The sequence below is a fragment of the Telluria sp. AZSoR62 genome (genome assembly GCF_058111565.1).
The window spans coordinates 131050-157173 of the sequence record NZ_JBYTST010000003.1 but is presented as its reverse complement, the minus strand read 5'-3'; the positions used below and the strand labels follow the sequence as shown (position 1 = coordinate 157173).

Annotated in this window: 25 protein-coding genes; 14 read left to right on the top strand and 11 right to left on the bottom strand. The window is 64.2% G+C overall.

The features are described from left to right. The first annotated feature begins 71 nt into the window (after positions 1 to 71). The gene (locus tag AC3XQU_RS06610) at positions 72 to 2336 is read left to right on the top strand and encodes a catecholate siderophore receptor Fiu (RefSeq protein ID WP_489873348.1); all 2265 of its coding nucleotides are present in this window, start codon (positions 72 to 74) and stop codon (positions 2334 to 2336) included. Between the two features lie 22 nt (positions 2337 to 2358). On the opposite strand, the gene AC3XQU_RS06605 is transcribed toward AC3XQU_RS06610, so the two are convergent. Beyond that, positions 2359 to 3078, bottom strand: a complete 720-nt coding sequence (locus AC3XQU_RS06605) for a carboxylesterase family protein (protein ID WP_489873347.1) — start codon at positions 3076 to 3078, stop codon at positions 2359 to 2361. 169 nt (positions 3079 to 3247) lie between these two features. Continuing rightward, complete coding sequence (locus tag AC3XQU_RS06600; RefSeq protein ID WP_489873346.1) at positions 3248 to 4501, bottom strand: DUF2863 family protein; 1254 nt, start codon at positions 4499 to 4501, stop codon at positions 3248 to 3250. A gap of 250 nt (positions 4502 to 4751) precedes the next feature. On the opposite strand from AC3XQU_RS06600, the gene AC3XQU_RS06595 reads away from it, so the two are divergent. The 3 genes from AC3XQU_RS06595 (at position 4752) to AC3XQU_RS06585 (ending at position 8372) form a co-directional block, all read left to right on the top strand. Continuing rightward, the gene (locus tag AC3XQU_RS06595; protein ID WP_489873345.1) at positions 4752 to 7082 is read left to right on the top strand and encodes a TonB-dependent receptor; all 2331 of its coding nucleotides are present in this window, start codon (positions 4752 to 4754) and stop codon (positions 7080 to 7082) included. Positions 7083 to 7170: 88 nt separating this feature from the next. After that, positions 7171 to 7857, top strand: a complete 687-nt coding sequence (locus AC3XQU_RS06590) for a Fe2+-dependent dioxygenase (protein ID WP_489873344.1) — start codon at positions 7171 to 7173, stop codon at positions 7855 to 7857. Further along, a complete protein-coding gene (locus AC3XQU_RS06585) occupies positions 7854 to 8372 on the top strand; it encodes a GNAT family N-acetyltransferase (protein WP_489873343.1) in 519 nt (172 codons plus the stop codon). The genes AC3XQU_RS06590 and AC3XQU_RS06585 overlap by 4 nt, the downstream gene beginning before the upstream one ends. A 19-nt stretch (positions 8373 to 8391) precedes the next feature. Here the strand turns inward: AC3XQU_RS06585 and AC3XQU_RS06580 are convergent, their stop codons facing one another. From AC3XQU_RS06580 to AC3XQU_RS06560, 5 genes are all read right to left on the bottom strand, one after another. Then, the gene (locus tag AC3XQU_RS06580; RefSeq protein WP_489873342.1) at positions 8392 to 8943 is read right to left on the bottom strand and encodes a hypothetical protein; all 552 of its coding nucleotides are present in this window, start codon (positions 8941 to 8943) and stop codon (positions 8392 to 8394) included. Between the two features lie 176 nt (positions 8944 to 9119). Continuing rightward, positions 9120 to 9269 carry a lmo0937 family membrane protein gene (locus AC3XQU_RS06575; protein WP_171081996.1) on the bottom strand — a complete coding sequence of 50 codons (150 nt, stop codon included), beginning with the start codon at positions 9267 to 9269 and terminating at the stop codon, positions 9120 to 9122. A gap of 146 nt (positions 9270 to 9415) precedes the next feature. Continuing rightward, entirely contained in the window at positions 9416 to 10369 is a 954-nt protein-coding gene (locus AC3XQU_RS06570; RefSeq protein WP_489873341.1) for an IS1595 family transposase, read from the bottom strand. 112 nt (positions 10370 to 10481) lie between these two features. Continuing rightward, entirely contained in the window at positions 10482 to 11777 is a 1296-nt protein-coding gene (locus AC3XQU_RS06565; protein WP_489873340.1) for a PQQ-dependent sugar dehydrogenase, read from the bottom strand. After that, positions 11774 to 12205: a DUF2231 domain-containing protein gene (locus AC3XQU_RS06560; RefSeq protein WP_489873339.1), complete on the bottom strand. Its 432-nt coding sequence runs from the start codon at positions 12203 to 12205 to the stop codon at positions 11774 to 11776. Before AC3XQU_RS06560 ends, AC3XQU_RS06565 begins: the two co-directional genes overlap by 4 nt. A 181-nt stretch (positions 12206 to 12386) precedes the next feature. On the opposite strand from AC3XQU_RS06560, the gene AC3XQU_RS06555 reads away from it, so the two are divergent. The 3 genes from AC3XQU_RS06555 (at position 12387) to AC3XQU_RS06545 (ending at position 14096) form a co-directional block, all read left to right on the top strand. Beyond that, a complete protein-coding gene (locus tag AC3XQU_RS06555; RefSeq protein ID WP_489873338.1) occupies positions 12387 to 12680 on the top strand; it encodes a hypothetical protein in 294 nt (97 codons plus the stop codon). Between the two features lie 272 nt (positions 12681 to 12952). After that, positions 12953 to 13600 carry an OmpA family protein gene (locus tag AC3XQU_RS06550; RefSeq protein ID WP_489873337.1) on the top strand — a complete coding sequence of 216 codons (648 nt, stop codon included), beginning with the start codon at positions 12953 to 12955 and terminating at the stop codon, positions 13598 to 13600. A gap of 31 nt (positions 13601 to 13631) precedes the next feature. Further along, positions 13632 to 14096 carry a hypothetical protein gene (locus tag AC3XQU_RS06545; RefSeq protein ID WP_489873336.1) on the top strand — a complete coding sequence of 155 codons (465 nt, stop codon included), beginning with the start codon at positions 13632 to 13634 and terminating at the stop codon, positions 14094 to 14096. A 94-nt stretch (positions 14097 to 14190) separates the two neighbouring features. Here AC3XQU_RS06545 and acnA read toward each other — a convergent pair whose 3' ends face one another. The 4 genes from acnA to AC3XQU_RS06525 form a co-directional block, all read right to left on the bottom strand. After that, on the bottom strand, positions 14191 to 16899 hold the full coding sequence (gene acnA / locus AC3XQU_RS06540; RefSeq protein ID WP_489873335.1) for an aconitate hydratase AcnA: 2709 nt from the start codon (positions 16897 to 16899) through the stop codon (positions 14191 to 14193). A 70-nt stretch (positions 16900 to 16969) separates the two neighbouring features. Then, positions 16970 to 17524: a hypothetical protein gene (locus tag AC3XQU_RS06535; protein ID WP_489873334.1), complete on the bottom strand. Its 555-nt coding sequence runs from the start codon at positions 17522 to 17524 to the stop codon at positions 16970 to 16972. Beyond that, positions 17524 to 18513 (bottom strand): HpcH/HpaI aldolase/citrate lyase family protein, encoded by a 990-nt coding sequence (locus tag AC3XQU_RS06530; RefSeq protein ID WP_489873333.1) that lies wholly within the window; start codon positions 18511 to 18513, stop codon positions 17524 to 17526. Before AC3XQU_RS06530 ends, AC3XQU_RS06535 begins: the two co-directional genes overlap by 1 nt. A 107-nt stretch (positions 18514 to 18620) precedes the next feature. Beyond that, positions 18621 to 19610: a malate dehydrogenase gene (locus AC3XQU_RS06525; RefSeq protein ID WP_489873332.1), complete on the bottom strand. Its 990-nt coding sequence runs from the start codon at positions 19608 to 19610 to the stop codon at positions 18621 to 18623. Positions 19611 to 19885: 275 nt separating this feature from the next. Between AC3XQU_RS06525 and AC3XQU_RS06520 the strand changes: the two genes are divergently transcribed. The 7 genes from AC3XQU_RS06520 to gltA all read left to right on the top strand — a co-directional run bounded on the left by AC3XQU_RS06520 (position 19886) and on the right by gltA (position 26094). After that, entirely contained in the window at positions 19886 to 20659 is a 774-nt protein-coding gene (locus AC3XQU_RS06520) for a GntR family transcriptional regulator (protein WP_489873331.1), read from the top strand. A 217-nt stretch (positions 20660 to 20876) separates the two neighbouring features. Further along, the gene (sdhC, locus tag AC3XQU_RS06515; protein ID WP_489873330.1) at positions 20877 to 21302 is read left to right on the top strand and encodes a succinate dehydrogenase, cytochrome b556 subunit; all 426 of its coding nucleotides are present in this window, start codon (positions 20877 to 20879) and stop codon (positions 21300 to 21302) included. Between the two features lie 2 nt (positions 21303 to 21304). Then, positions 21305 to 21673, top strand: a complete 369-nt coding sequence (gene sdhD / locus AC3XQU_RS06510) for a succinate dehydrogenase, hydrophobic membrane anchor protein (protein ID WP_489873329.1) — start codon at positions 21305 to 21307, stop codon at positions 21671 to 21673. Positions 21674 to 21675: 2 nt separating this feature from the next. After that, the gene (sdhA, locus tag AC3XQU_RS06505) at positions 21676 to 23454 is read left to right on the top strand and encodes a succinate dehydrogenase flavoprotein subunit (RefSeq protein ID WP_489873328.1); all 1779 of its coding nucleotides are present in this window, start codon (positions 21676 to 21678) and stop codon (positions 23452 to 23454) included. A gap of 49 nt (positions 23455 to 23503) precedes the next feature. Then, complete coding sequence (locus AC3XQU_RS06500; RefSeq protein ID WP_489873327.1) at positions 23504 to 24214, top strand: succinate dehydrogenase iron-sulfur subunit; 711 nt, start codon at positions 23504 to 23506, stop codon at positions 24212 to 24214. Between the two features lie 245 nt (positions 24215 to 24459). Next, on the top strand, positions 24460 to 24726 hold the full coding sequence (locus AC3XQU_RS06495; RefSeq protein WP_489873326.1) for an FAD assembly factor SdhE: 267 nt from the start codon (positions 24460 to 24462) through the stop codon (positions 24724 to 24726). 66 nt (positions 24727 to 24792) lie between these two features. Further along, positions 24793 to 26094, top strand: coding sequence for a citrate synthase (gene gltA, locus AC3XQU_RS06490; RefSeq protein ID WP_489873325.1), 1302 nt, complete (start codon positions 24793 to 24795; stop codon positions 26092 to 26094). Positions 26095 to 26124: the final 30 nt, after the last annotated feature.

Genomic DNA, 26124 nt, shown 5'->3' with positions numbered 1-26124 from the left:
ACAATAATTTTCATTGATGACCTGCCCCGTGCCGGGGCTTCTACTCTTTGATCCTTAAGGAAACGCTTCGTATGAAAACAATAAAAAGCCGCAAACACAGCCACGCACCCGCGATGGGCACCGTCCTGGCAGCCTGCCTGCTGCCGATGGCGGCGCATGCGGGCGAGGTGGACAATGCGGCCTTCGACAACATCGCGCCGGCATCGACCGTCGAGGTCGTGGGCAAGGTCGACAATGGCTTCCGCGCCGAGCATGCTTCCTCGCAGAAGTACACCGAGAAGCTGGTCGACACCGCCCAGTCGGTCCAGGTCATCAAGAAGGAATTGTTCGAGCAGCAGGGCGCCCTGACCCTGACCGAGGCCTTGCGCAATACCCCGGGCGTGGGCGCCTTCTTTCTCGGGGAGAACGGCAATACCAATACCGGCGACGCCATCTTCATGCGCGGCTTCGATACCTCCGGCAGTATTTTCGTCGACGGCGTGCGCGACATCGGTTCGGTCTCGCGCGACGTGTTCAACCTGGAGCAGATCGACGTGGTCAAGGGCCCGGCCGGTACCGACAATGGCCGCGGCTCGCCGACCGGCTCGGTCAACCTGGTGAGCAAGAAAGCGCACATGGCGCGTGCGGGGTCGGCCGCGATTACCGGCGGTAGCGCTTCGCAAAAGCGCGCCACCGCGGACCTGAACACGGTGCTGGACGCCGAGCGCGGCATCGCCCTGCGCCTGAACCTGATGGCCCAGGATGCCGACAGCCCGGCGCGCGACGTCGTGCGCAACAAGCGCTGGGCGGTGGCGCCGAGCCTGGGCTTCGGCCTGAACGGTGCGACCCGCGTGCACCTGGATTTCCTGCAAGTGGACCAGGACAATATCCCCGACGGCGGCGTCTCGACGGTGGGCCTGCCGGGCTATACCAGCCCCGACCCGACCCGCCCCTTCATCGCCAACGCCCGGCCGGTCGACCCGAAGAACTTCTATGGTTCGAACAGCGACTACGACCGGATCAAGGCCGACATGGCGACCGTGCGCGTCGAGCACGAGTTCTCGCCGACCATGCGTCTGCAGAACGTCAGCCGCTACGGCAAGACGAAGCAGGATTACCTGTTGACGGCCTGGCTGGCCAGCGCCGCCAACTTCAAGACGCCGGTCATAAACGACCCGTCCACCTGGACCGTGGCGCGCAGCACCCGCACCGTCAAGGACCAGGAAAACAGGATCCTCACCAACCAGACCACCCTGACTTCGCAATTCGATACCGGCGCGCTCGCCCACACCCTGGTGACGGGCCTGGAATTCACCAACGAAAGCCAGGTCACCTACGGCTATGTCCCGGCCAGCCTGGGCAGCATGCCGGCGGCGAACCTGTACCGCCCGAACCCGCGCGACCCGGTCACCGGCTTCAACCCGACCCGTACCGGCGCCTATAACGAAGGCGAGATCAATACCCAGAGCCTGTACGCCTTCGACACCGTCAAGTTCGGCGAGCGCTGGATCTTCAATGGCGGCGTGCGCCTGGACCATTTCACCGGCGACTACACCGTGGTGGCGTTGACGAACAATGTCCTGGTGCCGACCCGCTTCTCGGTGGGCGACACCCTGGTCAACGGCAAGGCCTCGCTGCTGTACAAGCCGACGACCAACAGCAGCGTCTACGCGATGGTGGCCAGCTCGAAACTGCCGCCGGGCTCGAGCTTCACGGTGTCCGGCAACCTCAACAGCGCCCAGAACCCGATCTACGATCCGCAGAAGACCCTGACCACGGAGCTGGGCGGCAAGCTCGACCTGCTGCGCCAGAAGCTGTCGCTGTCGGGCGCGCTGTTCCGCACCGAGGTGAAGAACGAGGTCGAGCAGGATCCGGTCGACCTGAAGTACTACCAGACCGGCAAGAAGCGCGTGCAGGGGATCGAGCTGGGCGCCACCGGCGAACTGGCGCCGAACTGGCTGGTCAGCGCAGGCTACCTGTACATGGACACCAGCGTGGAAGCGGGCAAGTCGATCACGGCGGCGGGCGAGAACGTGCTGACCTATACGCCGAAGCGTTCGTTCACGGCCTGGACCTCCTACGACCTGGGCAAGGGCTTCAAGCTCGGCGGCGGCGCCCGCTTCAGCGACAAGCTGATGCGCGGCACGGACGGCGCGATCGGCACCCCGGCCTATGCCGATTCGTACTGGGTGTTCGATGCCATGGCGTCCTACCGCGTCAACCCGAACCTGGACCTGCGCCTGAACGTCTACAACCTGGGCGACGAGCGCTATGTGGCAGCCATCAACAAGAGCGGCTACCGCTACACCCCCGGCGCGCCGCGTTCGGCCAGCTTGACCGCCAACTTCAAGTTCTAAGGGTGTGCGGCAGCGCCGGCATTCATGGCCGGCGCTGCTGCGCGAACCAGTCGAACAATTCCGCCTCGCCATAGGCGTGCACCCAGGCCTCGATGTGGCCGGCCTCCGGCAGCACCGTATATTTCACGTTGCCGCCCTGGGCCCGCAAGGCCTCGACCATGCGCGCCGATTCCGCCTCGGGCACGGCCTCGTCCTTCAGGCCGTGGAAGGCCCACACCGGCACGTCTTTCAGGCGTCCCGCCATGCGCGCGATGCCGCCGCCGCAGATCGGCGCGACGGCGGCGAAATAGTCCGGGTGCTTGATTGCCAGGTCCCAGGCGCCATAGCCGCCCATGCTGATGCCGGTGAGGTAGACCCGCTTCGGGTCCACGTTGTAGCGCTTGAGCACGTCGTCGAGCATGGCTTTGAGCAGGTAGCTATCCCACCACTGGCCGTCGGGAACTTGCGGCGACACGACCATGAAGGGAAAGTCCGGGTCCTTCTCGACGATGGCCGGCGGCCCCCATGCCTTCACCTTCTCCAGGTCGCTGCCGCGTTCGCCGGAGCCGTGCAGGAAGACGATCAGCGGCACCTTGCCGCCCTTGGCCGAGTAGGATTTCGGCAGGAAGGCCAGGTAATTGACTTTCGCCTTGACGCTGCTGCTGCGGGCTTGTTGTGGGGATTTTGCCGGTGCGGCAAACACGGCGCCGGCCGTGCAGAGGGCCAGGCCGACCAGGGCGAGGCGGAGGAGGGAACGGGGCATGGCTGGCATCTCCGGCATGAAGGGTCGGTTCCTGCTGGGCAGGCACTCGATCACTCTAGCATGGCGTGCAGGCAGCGCCGCAGGCGGCGGGAGCGGCCGCCCACGGCGCGAAAGAATATTTCATCCAGACGGCCCTGGCGAAAGAATATTTCACCAGGGCAGGCGACGATCAGTGGAAGTGTTCGGTACCCGGAGGCGCGTCTTCCGGCATCTCGGCATGCACCAGCTCACCGGTCGGGTCGGCAAACAGCGGCCCGCCGCAATCGTCGCAATACTCGGCCGGGTAGCGCTCGCTGATGCGCTTGATGTGCGTGATGCCGGCCTCGTTCAGGTGGGCCACGATTTCGTTGATCGGGGTCAGCGTCCCGGGAGCAATAGCGAACGGTCCTTCCATCGGGGTGCCGTTCTCGTCTTCCTGGCCATACAGCGGCCAGACGATGCCGTACATGACGTCGGTGTCCTGGCGGATCGTGAACGACACGCGGTATTCGTCGATCTGGATGTCCGGCGCTTCTTCGCCGAAACCGGCGATCACGGCGCGCAGGTCCGAGGCTTCGACGCCGAGCGTGTGGGTCAGGTAGTGCACGGCGGCGCGGATCGAGATCGGGCGGATCAATTTATCCGCTTCGCGGCAGGCCACGTAATAGGCTTCCGGCAGCAGCAGCTCGACGCCGCAGCCCGGCAGCAGGCGCGCGATGTTGGCGGTGCCCTGGGCGCGCCATTGCTCGAGCGCGCGGTTGCGTTCTTCGGCAAAGCCGATGTGATGCTGCGGCTCCTGCCAGCGGAACATCGGCGCGCCCACCGGTGCGATGATCGCGATCAGGAGGTAGCGGGTGTCGGCCAGGAAGGGCGCGGTTTCTTCCACGCGGGTGGCGGACTTGATGGTCGTGCCCTTGTGGGCGGCGCCGGCCAGCTTGTGCGTCAGCGCATAGGTTTCGGCATGCGTGCGCGGCAGCTGGTCGATCGAATACAGCGAAGGCGCCATCGCCACGCGGGTGCCTTCGGCCAGCAGGTGGGCCGAGAAATGCGCCTGCAGGGTTGCCAGCACGTCGGCAGGGATGTTGCCCGAGGCGATATTGAAGCGGGTCCAGGCGAGCACCGGCGCGGCCACGAGTAGGGCCTGCCAGGTGACTTCCTTGCCGTCCTGCTGCTCGACCATGGTGGCCGATTCGCTGACGGCTTCGACCGCATCCATCAGTACGTCGTACGAGGCGAGGTCGTCCTTGAACAGGGCGTTCAGCGCGGCGTCGATGCTGTCCTGGTGGTTGGTCTTGAGCAGCTTTTGCAGTTGCGTGTCCAGCTGGCGTTCCCAGGTCCGTTCCTCGACGCGGCTGGCGGCCTGCATGATGGCTTGCGCGACGCTGACGAGACGCTGGCTTTCGGCGGAGAGTTTAGGGGATGAATCTTTGGAAGGACGACGCATGGCGCTGGGGGTTCTCTTTTTGGAAAGGTCTGTTGAAGGTCATGATAAACCCTAGTCCCGGTTATTGTAGTTGATTCGGCTACATGCCATGACACAAGCCGCCCCCTCGGCAGGACAAAACGCAGGGGAAGAACGGTTCCAGCTTGCAAAAAACCCAAATAGAAAACATAATGCGAATCGTTCTCATTAAAATTCAGCCTCTTTCATATATTCGCTGGCAACTTTGCTGGCGATCACGACCAACAAGAACATGACCACTATCACGCCGCAAGCCAGCAGCCCCTTCATCAAGAGCAAGAAGCACACTCGTCTTTCCGCGCCGGCGCTGTCGGCCCCCGCGCTGGCCGTGCTGGCCACGCTGGCGATGCCGCTGGCGTATGCCGACGACGCGCCGGAACTGGCTGAAGGCGCCACCCTGCCGAAGGTGGTCGTCAACGCCGCCCCGGACCGCGCAGTGCAGGGCCCGAGCCGCTCCGCTTCCGACAAGTTCACCGCGCCGCTGCTGGACACCCCGAAATCGATCACCGTGGTCACCTCCGAGACCATCTCGCAGACCGGCGCCGTGTCGCTGACCGATGCGCTGCGCACCGTGCCGGGCATCACCATCGGCGCGGCCGAAGGCGGCAACCCGGTGGGCGACAACCTGTTCATCCGCGGCTACAACGCCCAGACCGACACCTATGTCGACGGCGTGCGCGATTCGGGTTCGCAGTCGCGCGAGATCTTCGCGATCGAGCAGATCGAGGTCGTGAAAGGCCCGAATTCGGCGCTGGGCGGACGCTCCTCGGCCGGCGGCGGCATCAACATCGTCACCAAGACCGCCAAGGACTACGACTTCAGCAACGCCACCGTCGGCATCGGCACCGACCAGTACCGCCGCGTGACCGGCGACCTCAACCGCACCCTGGGCAACAACGCCGCCTTCCGCCTGAACGTGATGGCGCACGAGAACAAGGTCGCCGGCCGCAACGTGGTCGGCGGCGACCGCTGGGGTATCGCCCCGAGCGTTACCTTCGGCCTGACGGGCCCGACCCGCGCAACCCTGAGCTATTACCACATGGAGAGCAGCGAGATCCCGGATACCGGCATCCCGTTCGACAATCCGTTCACCACCGGCCCCAATGTCGCGAAGAACGGCGGCGGCACCCCGTACACCGTGGACCGCGAAGCCTTCTACGGCCTGGTCAATCGCGATTTCCGCGACACCGAGACCGATGTCGCCACCGTCGACCTGCGCCACGAGTTCAGCCCCAGCCTGTCGCTGCGCAACGTGACCCGCTACGGCAAGAGCGGCCAGGATTATGTCTGGACCCAGCCGGACGACTCCAAGGGCAACGTCGCCCTGTACGGCACCCTCTGGCGCCGCGCCAACACCCGTATCGTCGACACCGAGACCATCGCCAACTCCACCAGCCTGGGCGGCACCTGGAACCTGGCGGGCATGAAGCACAGCTTCAATGTCGGCGTCGAGTTCTCGCGCGAGCAGACCGACCGCGGCAGCTATGTCTTCACCCCGGGCACCAACAACCCGCTGACCGGCACCTTCACCTGCCCGACCTCGGGCGCGACGACGCTGTACAACTGCACCACCCTGGTCAACCCGAACCCGTACGAGCCATGGGCTACTACGCGCACCCAGTCGCCGACCTTGACCAGCGTCGAGACCAGCACCCGCGCCGTGTACGGCTTCGACACGATCGAATTCAGCCCGCAGTGGCAGCTGAACCTGGGCGCGCGCTGGGACGACTTCCGCACCGAACTCAATACCCCGGCCGTGGGCACCACCGCCGCCACCCGCGCCAAGGTCGACACCAGCTTCGACACCTACCAGGCCGGCCTGGTCTACAAGCCGAAGGCCAACGGCAGCATCTACGTGTCCTGGGCCACCTCGGCCACGCCGCCGGGCAATGACGGCGGTGACGGCCTGGATGCGCTCACCGTGGCGGTGCAGAACCTGCAGCCGCAGAAGAGCCGCAACATCGAGCTGGGCACCAAGTGGGAAGTGCTGCCGGGCGGACGCCTGTCGCTGAGCGCAGCCGTGTTCAAGAGCGACATGGACAATGCCCGCGTCACCGCGCCGGACGGCACCACCCAGAACGTCGGCCGCAAGGAACTCGAAGGCGTCGAGCTGGGCTTCTCGGGCCGCATCACCCCGGCCTGGACCGTGTTCGGCGGCTACACCTACCTCGATGGCATCGTTGCCGACAACGGTTTCGTCAACACCGGCACCGCCGCGCGCCCGGTCTGGACGCCGTCGCCGTTCAACGGCAACGCCTTCCCGACCACGCCCAAGCACAGCGCTTCGCTGTGGACGACCTATGCGCTGAACAAGTCGCTCACCATCGGCGGCGGCGCCAACTTCGCGGACCGCCAGTTCGCCAACATCAACAACACGAAATACGCGCCGGCCTACACCCGCTTCGATGCGATGGCGACCTACACGCTCAACCCAAGCGTGTCGTTCCAGCTCAATATCCAGAACCTGACGGACAAGCTGTATTTCGACCGCGTCTCGTCGCCGCACTATGCGGGCGTGGGCGCCGGCCGTTCGGCTTCGCTGATGGCCAACCTCAAGTTCTGATTCCCCGGGTACCACCCCCGCCGGGCAACCGGATTCGCCCTCCTGATATGATCAGGAGGGCTTTTTTCTTGCAGGAGGAAGACGAACCATGATGCTGCATATTCCGGGTGTGCTGACGCGCGAGCAGGTCGCGCAGATCCGCGCGCGCATGGAGGGCGCTCCCGACTGGGTGGATGGCCGGGAGAGCGTCGGCCCGCAGGGCGCGCTGGTCAAGCGCAACCGCCAGCTCAAGGAAGGCTCGCCGCTCGCCGTGGAGCTGGGGCAGATGGTGAGCGCGGCCCTGATGGCCAACCCGCTGTTCTTTTCCAGCGTGCTGCCGCTGCGCGTGCTGGCGCCTTACTTCAACGCCTACGGCGGGGGAGAGCATTACGGCCTGCACGTGGACGGCGCGGTGCGCGCCCAGCGCGGTGGCTTGCCGCCGGTGCGCGCGGACGTGTCCACCACCGTCTTCCTGAGCGAGCCGGAAGACTACGACGGCGGCGAACTGGTGGTGGTCGACGCCTACGGCACCCACGAAGTCAAGCTGCCGGCGGGCGACGCCATCGTCTATCCATCGGGGAGCCTGCACCAGGTGCTGCCGGTCACGCGCGGCGAGCGCGTCGCGTCTTTCCTGTGGACCCAGAGCATGGTGCGGGACGACACCAAGCGCGCGATGCTGTTCGAGCTGGACGCGAACATCCAGAAGCTGCGCGCGGCGCATGGCGAAACCGAGGCGGTAGTCGGCATCACCGGCCACTATCACAACCTGTTGCGGCTGTGGGCGGAGATGGGATGATCCTGGCCGCGCCCACCCATCTCGATGCCGCATCCCTGCTTGCCTTCGAGCTGGAGAACCGCGCGTTTTTCGAGGCGACCATCAATGCGCGGCCGGCGGGGTTTTATTCCCTGGAGGGCGTGCAGGCGTCGATCAGCAGCGCGATGGCGGACAGCTTCGTCGACCGCGGCTACCAGTTCCTGCTCAAGGACGACGGCGGAGCGATCCTGGGCCGGGCGAACCTGAGCGCGGTCAAGCGCGCGCATTTTCATTCCGCCGTGCTGGGCTACCGGATCGGGGAATCCGCCTGCGGCCGCGGCTGCGCCAGCGAAGCGGTGCGCCAGCTGCTGGAGATCGCATTCGGCAAGCTGAAGCTTTTCAGGATCGAGGCCGACTGCCGCCTCGACAACGAAGCCTCCAGACGCGTCCTGCTGCGCAACGGCTTCGTGCAGTATGGGCATTCGCGGCGCAGCTTCGAGCTCGCAGGCGTATGGCACGACCGGCTGCATTTCGAACGCCATGCGCCGGGCGCTTGAAACGCGGCCCGCTTGATCCTTACTGTTTCTTCTTGCAGAAACTGCCGGACTCGTCGATCGCCAGCCCGCCTTGTTCCCGGATGGAGGCCGTCGCCAGCAGGTCGAACTCACCGTCGCGGTTGCGCTTTTTCATGGACAAGACGCAGGTATTGCTGGTGCTGTCGTACTCCAGGGTGGAGAAATAATCGTTTCCCCGCTCCGGCCGAAACGACACGAACATCTTGCAGTATTTCCGTTGCGGGACCAGGGCCGCCAGCGAGAAGGCGAAGTCCTTCTCCACGGAGAGGCCGACCGCCTTGCTTCCCCTCGGCGGCAAGAACGAGATCAGGCGCCGTCCCTTGCATTCGGTCGCATCGTCATAGGCATGGACGAACATCGGGTCGGACAGATTGTTATCCACTGTGAATTTCGGATGGCCAGTGCCTGGTGGGGCGGCATAGGGCACCGCCATGACGGCACAGCCCGACAGGATGACAGTAGAGAGCGCGATCAGGACGCGAACAGGGCGCATGGTGATGTGTTGTACAGAAAAGGGTCGGATAAAACAGCGCAGGAGCACGCGCATCTGCATGAACCCGGGAGTGGAACACGCCTGCCTGCCTCGAGCTCGTATTGTAGCGTTGTGTTGCCTACATGCAAAGCAAGCCCGTTGGGAGACGGAGCAGGGCAGCGTCTTTATTGCCCAGCTAAATGACAAAAGGCCGGACCCTTCATGGGTCCGGCCTTTTCGATAGTAACTGGTGTTCGTTATAACACTTTTCGGCCCGTGAACAGGCGGATCAGGATGATGACGACGGCGACGACCAGCAGGATGTGGATCAGTCCACCGGCGGCCACCGAGGTGACCATGCCGAGCAGCCACAGGACGAGGAGGATGATGGCGATGGTATATAGCATGATGTTTCCTTCACTTTGGTGAGGGAGCTGCAAACCCTGCGTGCTGTCTGCTTTCCCGATGACCCATCATCTCGCTAGTCGGCCGCCTCTTCCGTGCGTTGCCGAACTGAACGCTTGTTTTTATGATAATTTTCGCGCTGTACCTGTTACGTGTGGAAGACGCCCAGCGCCGCTTGCAGCAGCCGCTCGGGCGAGGTAATCCGTTCGCTATCGAGTGCCCAGCGCCATCCTCGGTAGTTAGGCAAGTAGTGCGAAGCAACGCCATGAAAGCGGGCCAGCCATTGCCGGAAACGCTGATGATAGGAATTGACGTTCTGTACGTGGACGATGCCGCGCACGCGCTCGCCAAGACGCAGGTTGACCGAAGCGTGCGCAATGCCGGCCTCTCGTGCGAACGCCCGATAAGCGGGATGACCGTCGGTCACCAGCAGCACATCGCGATCGAGCCTCGGTCCCAGATGATTGTGTAGCTGCCGTTTGGTGACGGCGGCGCGGCCAGTGATGAAGTCGAGCGTCTGCCCGGTGCGCTCGCGCGCCACCAGGATGCAGACGTGCTCATGCGTAATGCCACGGGTGGAGGCGACGCCGCCTCGCCGTCGGGCGGGACGGTCCAGCTGGCGCGAACCCTTCTGCGACTCCAGCAGGAACATCTCGTCGGCTTCGGCAATGCCCGCCAGGCGCTCGGCCCGGTCGTGCTTCGTGAGCGCAAGAAAACGGTGGCGCCAGCGAAAACTGGTGTTGCGGTGCACATCCACCGCCTTGGCCGCCGCGCGTACGCTTCCGGTCTCGAGCATCTGTGACAGGTAGTCGAGCCACTTGGCGCGATGGCGCAGGCGCGACAACGGTGTGCCGCTCAATGCATTGAAAGTCTTGCGGCAAGCGCGACAGCGGTAGCGCTGGATGCCCCGGTCGATGCCGTGCCGGTAAGGGCGTTCAGCGTGGCAGGACGGGCAGCCGGGCCTGGGTCGGGATTGCGCGATGGCCGCGCAGACACGCTCGAAACCGATTGCCGGACGCAAAGCGTCCAGCAACTGCCCTCGCTGGCGATGCGTTAGCGAAGGCAGTTTCTTCAGCAAACTGGTAAAACGTGCTCCGTTCATGCCGCACCCGATGATCGATCAGATCACCGTTGGACAGCGCAGATACTCGGCAGTTCAATTTCTACAGCTTGCGGTGACAGCGGTATAATTTTCGCGCCTGGGCGCGAAAACCTCATCCCTTGGCGCGCGCCACCCGCCATACGGTGTTGGCCAGGTCGTCCGCCACGATCAGGGCGCCGCGCGGATCGACCGTCACGCCCACCGGACGGCCGCGGGTCTTGCCCTCGCCATCGCGGAAGCCGGTCACGAAGTCCACGGCCGCGCCGGAAGGACGTCCGTTAGCGAAGGGCACGAAGATCACCTTGTAGCCCACCGGGTTGGCGCGGTTCCAGCTGCCGTGCTCGCCGACGAAGACGCCGTCGGCGAACTTGTCGCCCATCACGGGGGACGAGAAGCTCAGGCCCAATGCGGCCACGTGCGAACCCAGGCTGTAGTCGGGCTTGATGGCGGCGGCGACCTTTTTCGGGTCCGGCGGCATCACGCGCGCGTCGACGTTCTGGCCCCAGTAGCTGTAGGGCCAGCCGTAGAAGCCGCCTTCGCGCACCGAAGTCAGGTAGTCCGGCACCAGGTCCGGTCCCAGTTCGTCGCGCTCATTGACCACCGACCACAAGGTGCCGGTGCCGGGCTGGATCGCCAGGGCCGTCGGGTTACGCAGGCCGGTCGCGTAGGGCTTGTAGGCGCCGGTCTTGACGTCGATCTTCCACACCAGGGCGCGGTCGACTTCCGCTTCCATGCCGCGCTCGGTGATATTGCTGTTCGAGCCGATGCCGACATAGACGTGGTTGCCGTCCGGGCTGATCGTCATCGCCTTGGTCCAGTGGTGGTTGATCTCGGACGGCAGCTTGGCGATGCTGGTCGGCGCGCCGGCGGCCCTGGTCTGGCCTTCCTGGTAGGCGAAGCTGACCAGCTCGCCCTGGTTGGCGACATAGATCGTGTTGTTGGCAAAGGCCAGGCCGTAAGGCGCGTCGAGGTTTTCGGCGAACACGGTCTTGAGTTCGTAGACGCCGTCGCCGTCGGCATCGCGCAGCAGGGTCAAGCGGTTGCCGCCCTTGACCTTGGTATTGCCCTTGGCCTTGATGTAGCCGGCGATCACGTCCTTGGGTTTGAGCTTGGCAGCCTTGCCGCCGCGGCCTTCGGCCACCAGGATGTCGCCGTTGGGCAGCACCAGGGTCTGGCGCGGAATCTTCAGGTCGGTCGCGATGGCCGTGACGGTGAACCCGGCAGGGACGGTGGGCTTCTGGCTGCCCCAGGCTTCCGGTTCGGCGATCTTCATGCTCGGCAGGATGCCGCGCTCGGGCGCCGGCAGCTTCGGATCCGGTCCCAGCGCCAGGGTGCTGGCGCCTTCGTTGGAGCAGGCGGCCAGCAGCAGGCTCATGCCGATGACGCTCAAGGTGGCGACGCGTTTCATTTGACACCTCCGGTGCGGGCGCTGAGGCCGATCCAGGCCGCGGCCAGGCTCAGGATGAAGACGATGATGGACATGACCAGGGCGGCGGGCATGATGGCCCAGGCATCCTTGGCATGCTGGAAGGCGGTGAACAGGCCCAGCACGAAGGTGGCGAGCAGCAGCACGAAATACGTCAGCGGCTGTCCGCCTTTCTGGCGCGCGCGCAGCAGGTTGACCAGCGCGAAGACCAGTGCCACGCCGCAGAGCACCATGGCGCCGGCGTTCAGCCAGGAAGCGAAATTGCTCCACTGGATCTGGTGGGTTTGGTAGTAGGCGAGGTCGCTGAGCATGGCGCCCAGGAACAGCGAGACGGTCCCGCCCAGCAGGATCGCATGGAGTGGTCCGGGCGCGTGCCGGTGGATCGGAGTGGCCGTGGCGGCAGTGGGCATGGGAATATCCTTCGTGATGGGTGATGGCCGCAATATTATCGATAATGCAATAGCTGTGTCGCATCGTTGATCCACTTGCGCGGCGTCAGCAGGAACATCGTCGAATGGGAGGCAAGCGTATGATCGTTCCAGAGGCCGTCGGCTTGGCGGCCAGCTCGATTGATTGCTTAAGGAGAAGACCATGCGCGGATACACGTTGGCGGCGGCGACCGCACTGTGCCTGCTGGGGTGCGCCACCCCCCAGGAACGGGCTCAGCAGCAGCAAATCGAAATGCAGCAGATGATGGCGGAATACGGACCGGCCTGTTCGCAGCTGGGCTATGCCAGGGATTCCGACCAGTGGCGCGATTGCATCCTGCAATCGGAGCTGCGCAACGGCGGCCGGCGCGGCGGCGTGTCGACCTCGATCTTCGGCGGCTGGGGCAGCGGGGGACGCGGTTCGGGTATCGGCATCGGGATCGGTATCGGGCGCTAGCATCCTGTTGAGCGACGCTGAGCTCGCGAGGGCGAACACGACAGGCCGGAACCTTTGCAGGTTCCGGCTTTTTTCTTTCGAACGGACGGACGAGAACAGTTGTCGGAATGAACGGAACGGCGGCGATTTCCAGCGTCAGGTAAAAAGACGTCGTGGAACTTGATTGATTAGCATCGATCGAATTCCTGCAAAATCCGAGGCGACCAGGCGTGCGATGCACGTGCAAGCGGAACGCAAACACAAGCAATCGAACGAACAAGGAGAAACCATTCATGGCAGATTCGAATCACAAAGACGGCGCACCGCCAAGGAACGTCCATGTTGGGGCGGAAAAGAAAACAAAGTGGCTGCCCTGGCTGCTCCTTGCGCTGGGACTGCTCGCCCTCCTGTTCGGGCTCAGGAGCTGCAACGACAACGAGGCGGCCCGCACGGCGCCCGTGGCGGAGACGGCGCCTGTCGCACCTGCTGCCGTACCGGTCACACCGGCGCCGGTGGTCCCTGCTGCGGCCGGGGCCGTCGCAGTCCTGCCGGGGGCCTCGGGCGTCGGCGGGTATCTTGCCGGCACCGAGGCGCTGCCCCGCACCTTCGTGTTCGAGAAGCTCAATTTCGATACTGCCAAGAGCGACATCCGCGCGCAGGACCGCGAAGAGCTGGACATGCTGGCCGCCGTCATGAAGCAGTATCCGAACGCGCGCATCCGTATCGTCGGCTACGCCGACGCCCGCGGCGCCGCCCCTGCCAACGCCACGCTGGGCAAGGACCGCGCCGAGAGCGTGAAGGCAGCGCTCGTGGCCCAGGGGATTGCTGCCGAGCGTCTCGACACCGCTTCGGGCGGAGAGACCGACCCTGTCGATACCAACGCCACGGCGTCCGGCCAGTTCGAGAACCGCCGGGCCGAGCTGGTCGTGCTCCAGCGCTGATTCCCGCATTGTTTTTTAAAAAGGAAACGCCATGTCACGTACCCTGACTGCATTGTTCGACACGCGCGCCGACGCCGAGGCGGGCCGCCAGCGGCTGATCGACGCCAATGTTGATGCCGACAGTATCAAGATCCACGACAAGTCGTCCGTCGGTGAAACGGGCTACTCCACGCGCGAGGAGCCAGGCCTGTGGGCCTCGATCAAGCACGCCTTCCTGCCCGATGAGGACCGCCACGTCTACGAAGAGGGCGTGCGCCGTGGCGGCGTCCTGCTCACCGCCGATATCGATGGCGACGACGCCGGCGAAGCGATCCGCGCGCTCGAGGACACGGGCCTGAACAGCGTCGACATCGACGAGCGCGCGTCTGTATGGAAGTCGCAAGGCTGGAACCCACCGGCAGCCGGCACTGCCGCATCGGGTGCGGCGGCCCGCTCCATGAGCGAACGGGCCGGTGCACGGGTCTGCGCCTATGGCGCCGACCAGCCGCGTCGCTAGCCGCCTGTCCTGACGGACAAAAAAAGGGCTGGAACCCGCGAAGGTTCCAGCCCTTTTTGTTGCGCGAAGCCCGCTCGAGGCGGGCGCCCGGCAATTACGCAGCCAGCAGCTGGCGCAGCACGAACGGCAGGATGCCGCCATGCTTGTAGTAGTCGACTTCGATCGGGGTGTCGATACGCAGCAGCACTTGCACTTCCTGCGACGAACCGTCTTCGCGGTGGATCACGAGGGTCGCCAGTTGCTGTGGCTTGATCTCGCCTTCCAGGCCCTTCAGGTCGTAGGTTTCACGGCCGGTGATGCCCAGGGTCTCGACGCTGTCGGTGCCGATGAACTGCAGCGGCAGCACGCCCATGCCGACCAGGTTCGAGCGGTGGATGCGCTCGTACGAACGGACCACGACCGCCTTCACGCCCAGCAGCTGGGTGCCCTTGGCCGCCCAGTCGCGCGACGAGCCGGTGCCGTATTCTTCGCCGCCGAAGATCATGGTCGGGGTGCCTTCCGCCACGTACTTCATGGCCGCGTCGTAGATCGACAGCTGTTCGCCGGTCGGCTGGTGGATGGTGATGCCGCCTTCGACCGCCGAACCGTCAGGCTTGGCCGGGATCATCTTGTTCTTGATGCGCACGTTGGCGAAGGTGCCGCGCATCATGATCTCGTGGTTGCCGCGGCGCGAGCCGTAGGAGTTGAAGTCGGCCTTCAGGACGCCATGGTCCTTGAGCCACTTGCCGGCCGGGCCGTCTTCCTTGATCGAACCGGCCGGGGAGATGTGGTCGGTGGTGATCGAGTCGCCGAACACGCCCAGTGCGCGCGCGCCCTGGATGCCGGTGGCGGCCGCCTTCGGGGTCATCTCGAAGTCGCTGAAGAACGGCGGCTCGGCGATGTAGGTCGACTCCGGCCAGTTGTAGACCTGGCCTTCGGAAGTCGATACGCGCTCCCACAGCTCGCCCGGGTTGCCCTTGACGTCGGCGTAGTTCTTCTTGAAGACTTCCGAGTTCATCGCGAAGCGCATCAGTTCGCCGATTTCCTGCGAAGTCGGCCACACGTCGCCCAGGTAGACGTCGACGCCGTTCTGGTCCTTGCCCAGCGGCTCGGACATCAGGTCCTTCGTCATGTTGCCGGCGATCGCGTAGGCGACGACGAGCGGTGGCGAAGCCAGGAAGTTCGAACGGATGTTCGGGTGGATGCGCGCTTCGAAGTTACGGTTGCCCGACAGGACAGCCGAGGCGACGATGTCGTTCTCGATGATCGCGGCGTTCAGTTCCGGGGTCAGGTCGCCGGCGTTGCCGATGCAGGTGGTGCAGCCGTAGGCGGTCACGCCGAAGCCCAGCTTGTCCAGGTAAGGCAGCAGGCCGGCGGCGGTCAGGTATTCGGTGACCACGCGCGAGCCGGGGGCCAGCGAGGACTTGATGTGCGGCGCCACGGTCAAGCCGCGCTCGACGGCCTTCTTGGCCAGCAGGCCTGCGGCCAGCAGCACGCTCGGGTTCGAGGTGTTGGTGCACGAGGTGATGGCGGCGATCAGGACGTCGCCGTTCTTCACGCGCACGCCGTTGGTGGTCTCGTACAGCTTGTGCAGGTCGTCCGGCGACTTGTTGAAGCCGTTGGCGGTGGTCGGCTTGCTGAACAGGTCGGCGAAGGTGTTCTTCACGTTGCCCAGTTCGATACGGTCCTGCGGGCGCTTCGGGCCGGCCAGCGACGGGGTCACGGTCGACAGGTCCAGTTCGAGCACGCGGGTGTAGTCGATCTCGCCTTCCTGCGGGATGCCGAACATGCCCTGGGCCTTGTAGTAGCCCTCGAATGCCGCCAGTTCTTCTTCGGTGCGGCCGGTGCCGCGGAAGTAGTCGACGGTGGCTTCGTCCACAGGGAAGAAGCCCATGGTGGCGCCGTATTCCGGGGCCATGTTGGCGATGGTGGCGCGGTCGGTGGTCGACAGCGAACGGGTGCCGGCGCCGAAGAACTCGACGAACTTGCCGACGACTTTCTCGCGGCGCAGCATCTCGGTGACGGTCAGCACCAGGTCGGTCGCGGTGCAGCCTTCGCGCAGCTTGCCCTTGAGGTTGACGCCGATGACGTCCGGGGTCAGGAAGTAGACCGGCTGGCCCAGCATGCCGGCTTCGGCTTCGATGCCGCCCACGCCCCAGCCGACCACGCCGACGCCGTTGATCATGGTGGTGTGCGAGTCGGTGCCGACCAGGGTGTCCGGGTAGAACACGTCGCCCTGCTTCATGACGCCGCGCGCCAGGTATTCCAGGTTGACCTGGTGGACGATGCCGAAGCCAGGCGGCACGACGCCGAAGGTGTCGAAGGCCTGCATGCCCCACTTCATGAACTGGTAGCGCTCGTTATTGCGCTGGAATTCCAGTTTCATGTTCAGGTCGAGCGCGTTCGGCTCGCGGAAGTGGTCGATGGTGACCGAGTGGTCGACCACCAGGTCGACCGGCACCAGCGGCTCGATCTTCTTGGCGTCCACGCCCATCTTGTTGGCGACGTTGCGCATCGCGGCCAGGTCGGCCAGCAGCGGCACGCCGGTGAAGTCCTGCAGCACGACGCGGGCAACGACGAAAGGAATCTCGTCGGTGCGCTCGGCGGTCGCGCCCCAGTTGGCGACTTGCTTGATGTGCTCTTCGGTGACCTTCTTGCCGTCGCAGTTACGCAGCACGGATTCGAGGACGATACGGATCGACACCGGCAGGCGCGACAGGTTCACACCGAGGGCTTCGCCCAGCGCCGGCAGCGAGTAGTACTGGCCGCTCTGGCCGGCGCCAACCGGGAATTCCTTCAGTGTGTTCAGGGTGTTGCGAGACATATGCTCTCCTTCAGTGGGATATTGTTATTCAATCCGTTATTGCAACGAGGGATCCGGAACAGCGCCCGGATCAGCTTTTCTTTTCTTCCGGCAGGGCGGCCACGACTGGAACCGGCGGCTCGGACTGCTTGGCGTTCTTGCATTCGTTGGCCAGCTGGCGGTTCAGGCGCGAGTCCAGCAGGATGCCCTTGGACGGGATGCCGATCCAGATCAGGCCCCAGTAGGCGTTCTCGAAGCGCTGCGCGCCGGTGGTGGTGCCCACGCGGGTCAGGCGGTGGATCCGCTTCTTCCAGCGCAGCGCGATGTTGGCGGGGTCGTTCTCGTTGGTGTAGATCGTGACCTTGTTGTTCAGCTCGCAGGCGTACTCGACCGTGATCGTGTCGGTGATGTCCGCGTCGGTTTCCTCGGCGGCATCGTAGGCAGCGGCGGCGCGCACCGAGGCGTCGGCTGCTTCAGGCTTGGCCGGCTTCTTCGACCTGGACTTGGCGTCGGCCTTGGCCTTGGCTTTCAGGACCTTCTCGGCCTTCGGATGGGTTTCGGGAGCAGCGACTGCGCTTGCGCACAGGCTGGATGCGGCCAGCGCAAAGGCGCAGGCGGCGAACAAGCGGGGGAGGTGGTTGGCCATCAGTTGGAATCCGTGTGGTTGACGATTGCGGCAGCGGCTTCCGGCAGCGCAAGGCCAGCCAGCTTCGCGCGCTGTAGAACGGTCCAATAATATCGGTAGCTCGCACGGTCGTGCAAGCGGCCATGTTGCGCGATCGGTCCCCAACCGGCGTTCATGGCTTCTAGCAGGATATTGGTCGCTTCATTCACTTCGGACAGGCGCGGCGTGAAGGCCTTGAGGATCGGCTTGACCTGGTCGGGGTGGATGCTCCACATCCGCGTAAAGCCGAATTCGGCCGCCGCGCGCTGGGCGTCGTTGGCGACCGTGCCGCTGTCCTTGATGTCGGTGGTGACGTTGTGCGAGGCTACCTTGCCGTGCGCGTGGCAGGCCGCGACCATCTCGAGCTTGGCGCGCACCACCAGCGGGTGGGTGAACTGGCCGGGCGTGCGCATGGCGCTGGCCGGGATCGCGCCGTAGTGGCTCGAGACGAAGTCCATGATGCCGAAGGACAGGCATTCGACCTGGGGCAGGGCGGCGATGTCGTAGGCTTCGCGCAGCGCGCCATGGGTCTCGATCAGCACGTGCACCGGCAGGTCTGCACGCCCGGCGTTCGCGGCGTGCTGGTTGACCAGGTCGATCGCCCTGGCCACTTCGATGGCGCTGTCCACCTTCGGCAGTACCACATAGGCCAGGCGGCTGCCCGCGCCGCCGACGATGGTGGCGACATCCATGGCGAAATGTTCGCTGCTGGGGGCGTGCAGGCGTGCGCCGATGCGGTTGTGGCGGTTGTCCTCGCTGTTGACCAGGGCCGCGACCAGCACGGCGTGCTCGGCCTCGCTGCCGGCGGCGGCGCCGTCTTCACAGTCGAAGGTGATGTCGAACAGGGGGCCAAGCTCTTGTTGCAGGACCATCGACTTGCGCATCAGCTTCTCCGAACCGCAATAGTGGTCGCAGGCGGGAAGCAGGAGCGGCTGGCGTTTGCCCTGGAATAAAACCTCGGAAGGATGCATGTGTTTGTCGCTGGAAGCAGGAGCGGAAGCAGCCGTGCCGCCGGGGGTGGCGGCACGGCGGGTGCGGCGGACGGGCGTCTTGTCGGACTCCATCTGCCGCGTGTTACTTAGGCCAGCAGGTGCGCCACGCCTTCACGTTCCTCGGTCAGTTCCTTGAGGGTGAGGTCGATGCGCTCTTGCGAGAAGGAGTCGATGGCCAGGCCCTGGACGATCTTGTATTCGCCGTTTTCGATGGTGACCGGGAAGCCGAACATGGTGTCCTTCGGGATGCCGTACGAACCGTCCGACGGGATGCCCATGGTGGTCCACTTGCCATTGGTGCCGACGTGCCAGTCGTGCATGTGGTCGATGGCGGCGTTGGCAGCCGATGCCGCCGACGACAGGCCGCGTGCTTCGATGATGGCGGCGCCGCGCTTGCCGACGGTCGGCAGGAAGGTGTCGCGGTTCCAGGCGTCGTCGTTGATCATGTCCTTGACCGACTGGCCATCGATGGTGGCGAAGCGGTAGTCGGCGTACATGGTCGGCGAGTGGTTGCCCCACACGGCCAGCTTCTCGATCGAGGCGACCGGCTTGCCGGTCTTGGCGGCGACTTGCGACAGGGCGCGGTTGTGGTCCAGGCGCAGCATGGCGGTGAAGTTCTTGGCCGGCAGGCTAGGGGCCGACTTCATGGCGATGTAGGCGTTGGTGTTGGCAGGGTTGCCGACCACCAGCACCTTGACGTTGCGCGAAGCGACGGCGTCGAGCGCCTTGCCCTGCACGGTGAAGATCTGGGCATTGGCTTCGAGCAGGTCCTTGCGCTCCATGCCGGGGCCGCGTGGACGCGCGCCGACCAGCAGGGCGAAGTCGACGTCCTTGAAGGCGGTCATCGGATCCGAATGGGCGGTCATGCCGGCCAGCAGCGGGAATGCGCAGTCGTCGATTTCCATCATGACGCCCTTGAGCGCCTTCTGTGCCTTCTCGTTGTCGATCTCGAGCAGCTGAAGGATGACCGGCTGGTCCTTGCCCAGCATGTCGCCGTTGGCGATGCGGAACAGCAGGGAATAGCCGATCTGGCCGGCCGCGCCGGTGACGGCGACGCGCATTGGGGTTTTAGCCATGATGAATCTCCAAAGTGGGAAAGAAAACGGTCGAGCAGACAGAAGATGCGAATTCCCGCGACGGCGGCCGGGGAAAACAGCAATGATACCAAAAGCGGCACCTGTCAATTGGATATCGCGCGCGCACCAAGGCCGGCGCGCGGAGGTCCAGCCGACCGCGAGTGTATTCCTCGGCTATTCCATCTGTCAATTCATATCATATGTCTTATATAAGACACATGTCTGGACCGGTATGCACTGGACGTACGTGCCCGTTTATGGTGAAATCGCGGTCTATGAACCCCCTCCCGAACCAGGCCGGCGACGCCGCAAGCACCGCAAGCGCCAGCCAGTCGCCGTCGTTCCGGCCGCTGTACCAGCAGATCAAGGCCTTGATCACCCAAAGCCTGCAGTCGGGCGAATGGAAGCCGGGCGAGCTGATGCCGAGCGAGGTTGAGCTGGCAGGGCGGTTCAAGGTCAGCCAGGGCACGGTGCGCAAGGCCATCGACGAGCTGGCGGCCGAACACCTGGTGGTGCGCCGGCAGGGCAAGGGCACGTTCGTGGCCACCCACGCCGAGGAGCGCGCCCATTTCCGCTTCCTGCGCCTGATGCCCGACGAGGGCGTGCCCCACCATCCCGACAACCGCGTGCTCGAGGTCAAGCGCATCCGCGCCCCGGCCGAGGTCGCGCGTCTGCTCGAGCTGAAATCGGGCGACGCGGTCGTGTACATCAAGCGGGTGCAGTCCTTCGACGGCCAGCCGACCATCCTGGAAGAGCTGTGGCTGCCGGGGCAGCTGTTCAAGGGCCTCACGGCCGAGCGCCTGGTGGAATACAAGGGGCCGATGTACGGCCTGTTCGAGACCGAATTCGGCACCCGCATGATCCGCGCCACCGAACGGATCCGCGCGGTGGCGGCCGATGCCGCGGCCAGCGAGCACCTCGGCGTGCCTGAAGGCACGCCGCTACTGTGCGCCGAGCGGGTGTCGTTCACCTATGGCGACAAGGCGGTGGAGCTGCGCCGCGGTATTTACTCGACGGCGAACCACCACTACCAGAACGAGTTGTCGTAACGAAAACTGCAGGGTGGGCGGGGAATCGCGACCCTGCAGGACCGCTGCAGGGATCGCATGAAGCGATTAAAATATGTTGGTTTTGGGTAAGCGATGGACTGACCCGGTTCGCCGCCACTGATGTACCGGTTATCTTCGTTGATGCTTGGTGCCAGCTCGCAAAATCGGCGAAAATGAAGGGTTCATTAAAAATTGTGTCTTAAAGGGGAGGTGTACCATGTCCGAAGCCGTGAGAGAAGCAGCAAAAAAAGGGCGGCCGGAGTTCCGCAATATCGGCATTGCTGATATTACAAGCAAGTATCGCATGCCGCCATCGGCCATCGTGTCGATCCTGCACCGCATCAGCGGCGCGGCATTGTTCCTGATGCTGCCATTCCTGCTGTATTTGCTGCAGGAAAGCCTTCGTTCCGAGATCTCGTTCGCGCATTTCGCGGGCATCGTCGACAACGTGTTCGTCAAGATCATCCTGCTGGGCCTGTCGTGGGCTTACCTGCACCATTTCGTCGCCGGCGTTCGCCACCTGTTCATGGACAACCACATTGCCCTGGACAAGGACGCTGCACAATCGACCGCACGCTGGGTGCTGGGCATCGGCCTGGTCCTGACCGCGCTGGTCGGCCTGAAAATGTTCGGAGTGTTTTAATCATGGCAACCAAGAATAATATCGGACCGCGCCGCCTCGTCGTCGGCGCCCACTACGGCGTGAAAGACTGGCTGGCGCAGCGCGTCACCGCGATCGTCATGGCCGTCTTCACGATCGTGCTGCTGGTCTCCTTCCTGACCGCGCAGGACTTCAGCTATGAAGGCTGGGCAGGCCTGTTCGCGAAACAGTGGTTCAAGCTGTTCGCGCTGGTGACCTTCCTCGGCATGTTCTACCACGCCTGGGTCGGCATCCGCGACATCTGGATGGACTACATCAAATCGGCGGGCCTGCGCCTGCTGCTGCAACTGGCGACCATCTTCTTCCTGGTCGGCTGTGCTGCGTGGACTGTGCAAATTCTCTGGAGCGTGTAATCGTGGCGGCAATCAAAACAGCAATCCCTACCCGCCGCTTCGACGCGGTCATCGTTGGCGCCGGCGGTTCCGGCATGCGCGCGTCGCTGCAGCTGGCCGAAGCCGGCCTGAACGTCGCGGTGCTCTCGAAAGTGTTCCCGACCCGTTCGCATACCGTGGCGGCGCAAGGCGGCATCGGCGCGTCGCTGGGCAACATGAGCGAAGACGACTGGTACTGGCACATGTTCGACACCGTCAAGGGCGGCGACTACCTGGGCGACCAGGATGCGATCGAATTCATGTGCCGCGAAGCCCCGAAGGTCGTGTACGAGCTCGAACACTTCGGCATGCCGTTCGACCGCAACCCCGACGGCACGATCTACCAGCGCCCGTTCGGCGGCCACACCGCGAATTTCGGCGAGAAGCCGGTCCAGCGCGCCTGCGCCGCGGCCGACCGTACCGGCCACGCGCTGCTGCACACGCTGTACCAGCGTAACGTCCGTGCGCGTACCCACTTTTTTGTTGAGTGGATGGCGCTGGACATCATCCGCGACGCCGACGGCGACGTGGTCGGCGTGCTGGCCCTGGAAATGGAAACCGGCGACACCATGATCCTGGAAGCGAAGACCACCATCTTCGCCACCGGCGGCGCCGGCCGCATCTTCGCCGCATCGACCAACGCCTTCATCAACACCGGCGACGGCATGGGCATGGCGGCGCGCGCCGGCCTGCCGCTGCAAGACATGGAGTTCTGGCAGTTCCACCCGACCGGCGTGTCCGGCGCGGGCGTCCTGATTACCGAGGGCGTGCGCGGCGAGGGCGGTATCCTGATCAACTCCAACGGCGAACGCTTCATGGAGCGCTACGCGCCGACCCTGAAGGACCTGGCGCCGCGCGACTTCGTCTCGCGTTCGATGGACCAGGAAATCAAGGAAGGCCGCGGCTGCGGTCCGAACAAGGACCACGTCCTGCTGGACCTGCGTCACATCGGCGCCGACACCATCAAGAAGCGCCTGCCGTCGATCCTGGAAATCGGCCACAAGTTCGCCAACGTCGACGCGACCAAGGAAGCCATTCCGGTCGTGCCGACCATCCACTACCAGATGGGCGGCATTCCGACCAACATCCACGGCCAGGTCGTTGCACCCGACGGCACCGGTGGACAGAAAATCGTCAACGGCCTGTACGCGATCGGCGAATGCGCCTGCGTGTCGGTGCACGGCGCCAACCGCCTGGGCACCAACTCGCTGCTCGACCTCTTGGTGTTCGGCCGTGCGGCCGGCAACCACGTGGTGGCCTCGAACCTGAAGCAGAAGCTGAACAAGCCGCTGCCAGCGGACGCAGCCGACATCGCGCTGGAGCGCATGAACCGCCTCGAGACCTCGACCGGCGGCGAGAAGGTCCAGCACGTCGCCAACGACATCCGCGCCACGATGCAGAAGTTCTGCGGCGTGTTCCGTACCGAGGCGCTGCTGAACCAGGGCGTGGAAGAGATCATGAAGCTCGACGAGCGCCGCAAGCACGTCTCCTTCCAGGACAAGTCGAAGGTGTTCAACACCGCCCGCGTGGAAGCGCTGGAACTGGACAACCTGATCGAGACCGCCAAGGCGACCATCGTGTCGGCCGCCGCCCGCAAGGAATCGCGCGGCGCCCACGCCCACAGCGACTACGAGAAGCGCGACGACGAGAACTGGATGAAGCACACCCTGTTCTTCTCGGAGGGTAACCGCCTGGAATACAAGGCCGTGATCCAGAAGCCGCTGACCGTCGATACCTTCAAGCCGAAGGCCCGTACTTTCTAATATTGCATGGCCGGGGATGTCCCCGGCCTGGATGAACAGGTAAAACAACATGGCACGCACCGTCCAACTGAAGATCTACCGCTACGATCCTGATAAGGATGCGAAGCCTTACATGCAAGACGTCACCGTCGAGCTGCAAGACACCGACAAGATGCTGCTCGACGCGCTCCAGCGCATCAAGTCCGATGTCGACGACACCCTCAGCCTGCGCCGCTCGTGCCGCGAAGGCGTGTGCGGTTCGGACGCAATGAACATCAACGGCAAGAACGGCCTGGCCTGCACCACCAACCTGAACGAGCTGACCCAGCCGATCGTGTTGCGCCCGCTGCCCGGCCTGCCGGTCATCCGCGACCTGATCGTGGACATGACCAACTTCTTCAAGCAGTACAACTCGATCAAGCCCTTCCTGATCAACGACTCGATCCGGCCGGAGAAGGAACGCCTGCAGTCGCCGGAAGAGCGCGAAGAGCTCGACGGCCTGTACGAGTGCATCCTGTGCGCCTGCTGCTCGACCTCGTGCCCGTCGTTCTGGTGGAACCCGGACAAGTTCGTCGGTCCGGCCGGCCTGCTGCAGGCCTACCGCTTCATCGCCGACTCGCGCGACGAAGCCACCAACGAGCGCCTGGACAACCTGGAAGACCCGTACCGCCTGTTCCGCTGCCACTCGATCATGAATTGCACGGACGTGTGCCCGAAGGGCCTGAATCCGAACAAGGCGATCGGCAAGATCAAGGAATTGCTGGTTCGCCGGGCGATCTAAGGTTCGCGTTTCGAATCGCAAGCGTGCGTTGAACGCGTGGGCAAGGAACTTGCCCACCCTACGAGTCTCGACGGCTCGTAGGGTGGGCAGATTCTGCCCACGCGTTCAAATTCCGTTCGCGTTGTACCGAAATCAGCAGCACCCTGCGCCATCCCACAGTAAAGATGCCGCAAATACAGTAAAAGTACCGTACTGCCGAAACCCGGCCTACGGAGTATGATGTTGACCCAACAACGGACTCTAGTGTGAAAACGCATCAATCCGATCCTGCCAACCGTGCACGCCTGCGCTGGCGTTCGCGCCGCGGCTTGCTCGAGAACGATTTGATCCTCACGCGCTTCCTCGATGCGCATGAAACCGAATTGAGCGACGAGGACGTCGATGCGCTGACCCGCCTGCTGGACCTGGCCGACAATCCGCTGCTGGACCTGATCCTGGCCCGCACCGAACCGGAAGGCGAGCTCGACCAGCCTCATGTGCGCGCCCTGCTGGCGCGCCTGCGGCAGGCGTAAGCAGGCTAGCTGCCAGCCAAGTTTTCGTTTTTTGTTTATAGATCCACTCCCAAAGAAGGAAGTGCCATGAATATCTCTGATACCAAAGCCACCCTGTCGTTCTCCGATGGCAGCCCATCGATCGACATGCCGATCTACAAGGGCACGATCGGCCCGGACGTCGTCGACATCCGCAAGCTGTACGGCCAGACCGGCAAGTTCACCTACGACCCGGGCTTCATGTCAACCGCGGCGTGCAACTCGAGCATCACCTACATCGACGGCGACAAGGGCGAGCTGCTGTACCGCGGCTACCCGATCGAACAGCTGGCCGAGAACTGCGACTTCCTGGAATCGTGCTACCTGCTGCTCAACGGCGAACTGCCGAACGCCGCCGAAAAGGCCAAGTTCACCGACACCGTGACCAAGCACACGATGGTGCACGAGCAGATGCAGTTCTTCTTCCGTGGCTTCCGCCGCGACGCGCACCCGATGTCGGTCCTGGTCGGCACCGTCGGCGCGCTGGCCTCGTTCTACCACGATTCGCTCGACATCAACGATGCCAAGCAGCGCGAGATCTCGGCCATCCGCCTGATCGCCAAGCTGCCGACCCTGGTCGCGATGGCCTACAAGTACTCGATCGGCCAGCCGTTCATGTACCCGCGCAACGACCTGTCGTACAGCGCCAACTTCATGCACATGATGTTCGCCAACCCGTGCGAAGAGTACAAGGTCAACGACGTGCTGGTGCGCGCCCTCGACCGCATCCTGATCCTGCACGCAGACCACGAGCAGAACGCCTCGACCTCGACCGTCCGCCTGGCCGGTTCGTCGGGCGCCAACCCGTTCGCCTGTATCGCTGCCGGTATCGCCTGCCTGTGGGGCCCTGCCCACGGCGGCGCCAACGAAGCGGCCCTGACCATGCTGAAGGAAATCGGCTCGGTCGAGAACATCCCTGCCTTCATCGAGAAGGTCAAGGACAAGAACTCGGGCGTCAAGCTGATGGGCTTCGGTCACCGCGTCTACAAGAACTTCGATCCGCGCGCCAAGCTGATGCGCGAAACCTGCCACGAAGTCCTGGCCGAGCTGGGCCTGCAGGAAGACCCGCTGTTCAAGCTGGCGATGGAGCTGGAGCGCATTGCGCTGAACGACGAATACTTCGTCTCGCGCAAGCTGTACCCGAACGTCGACTTCTACTCGGGCATCGTGCAGTCGGCCCTGGGCATCCCGGTCTCGCTGTTCACCGGCATCTTCGCCATGGCCCGCACCATCGGCTGGATCGCCCAGTGGAACGAAATGATCGCCGATCCGGAGCAGAAGATCGGCCGCCCGCGCCAGCTGTTCGTGGGTTCGCCTGCGCGCGATGTGCCGGCAATCGACAAGCGCTGATCTTTCACGCAGCGTCTTCAAGAAACGGGC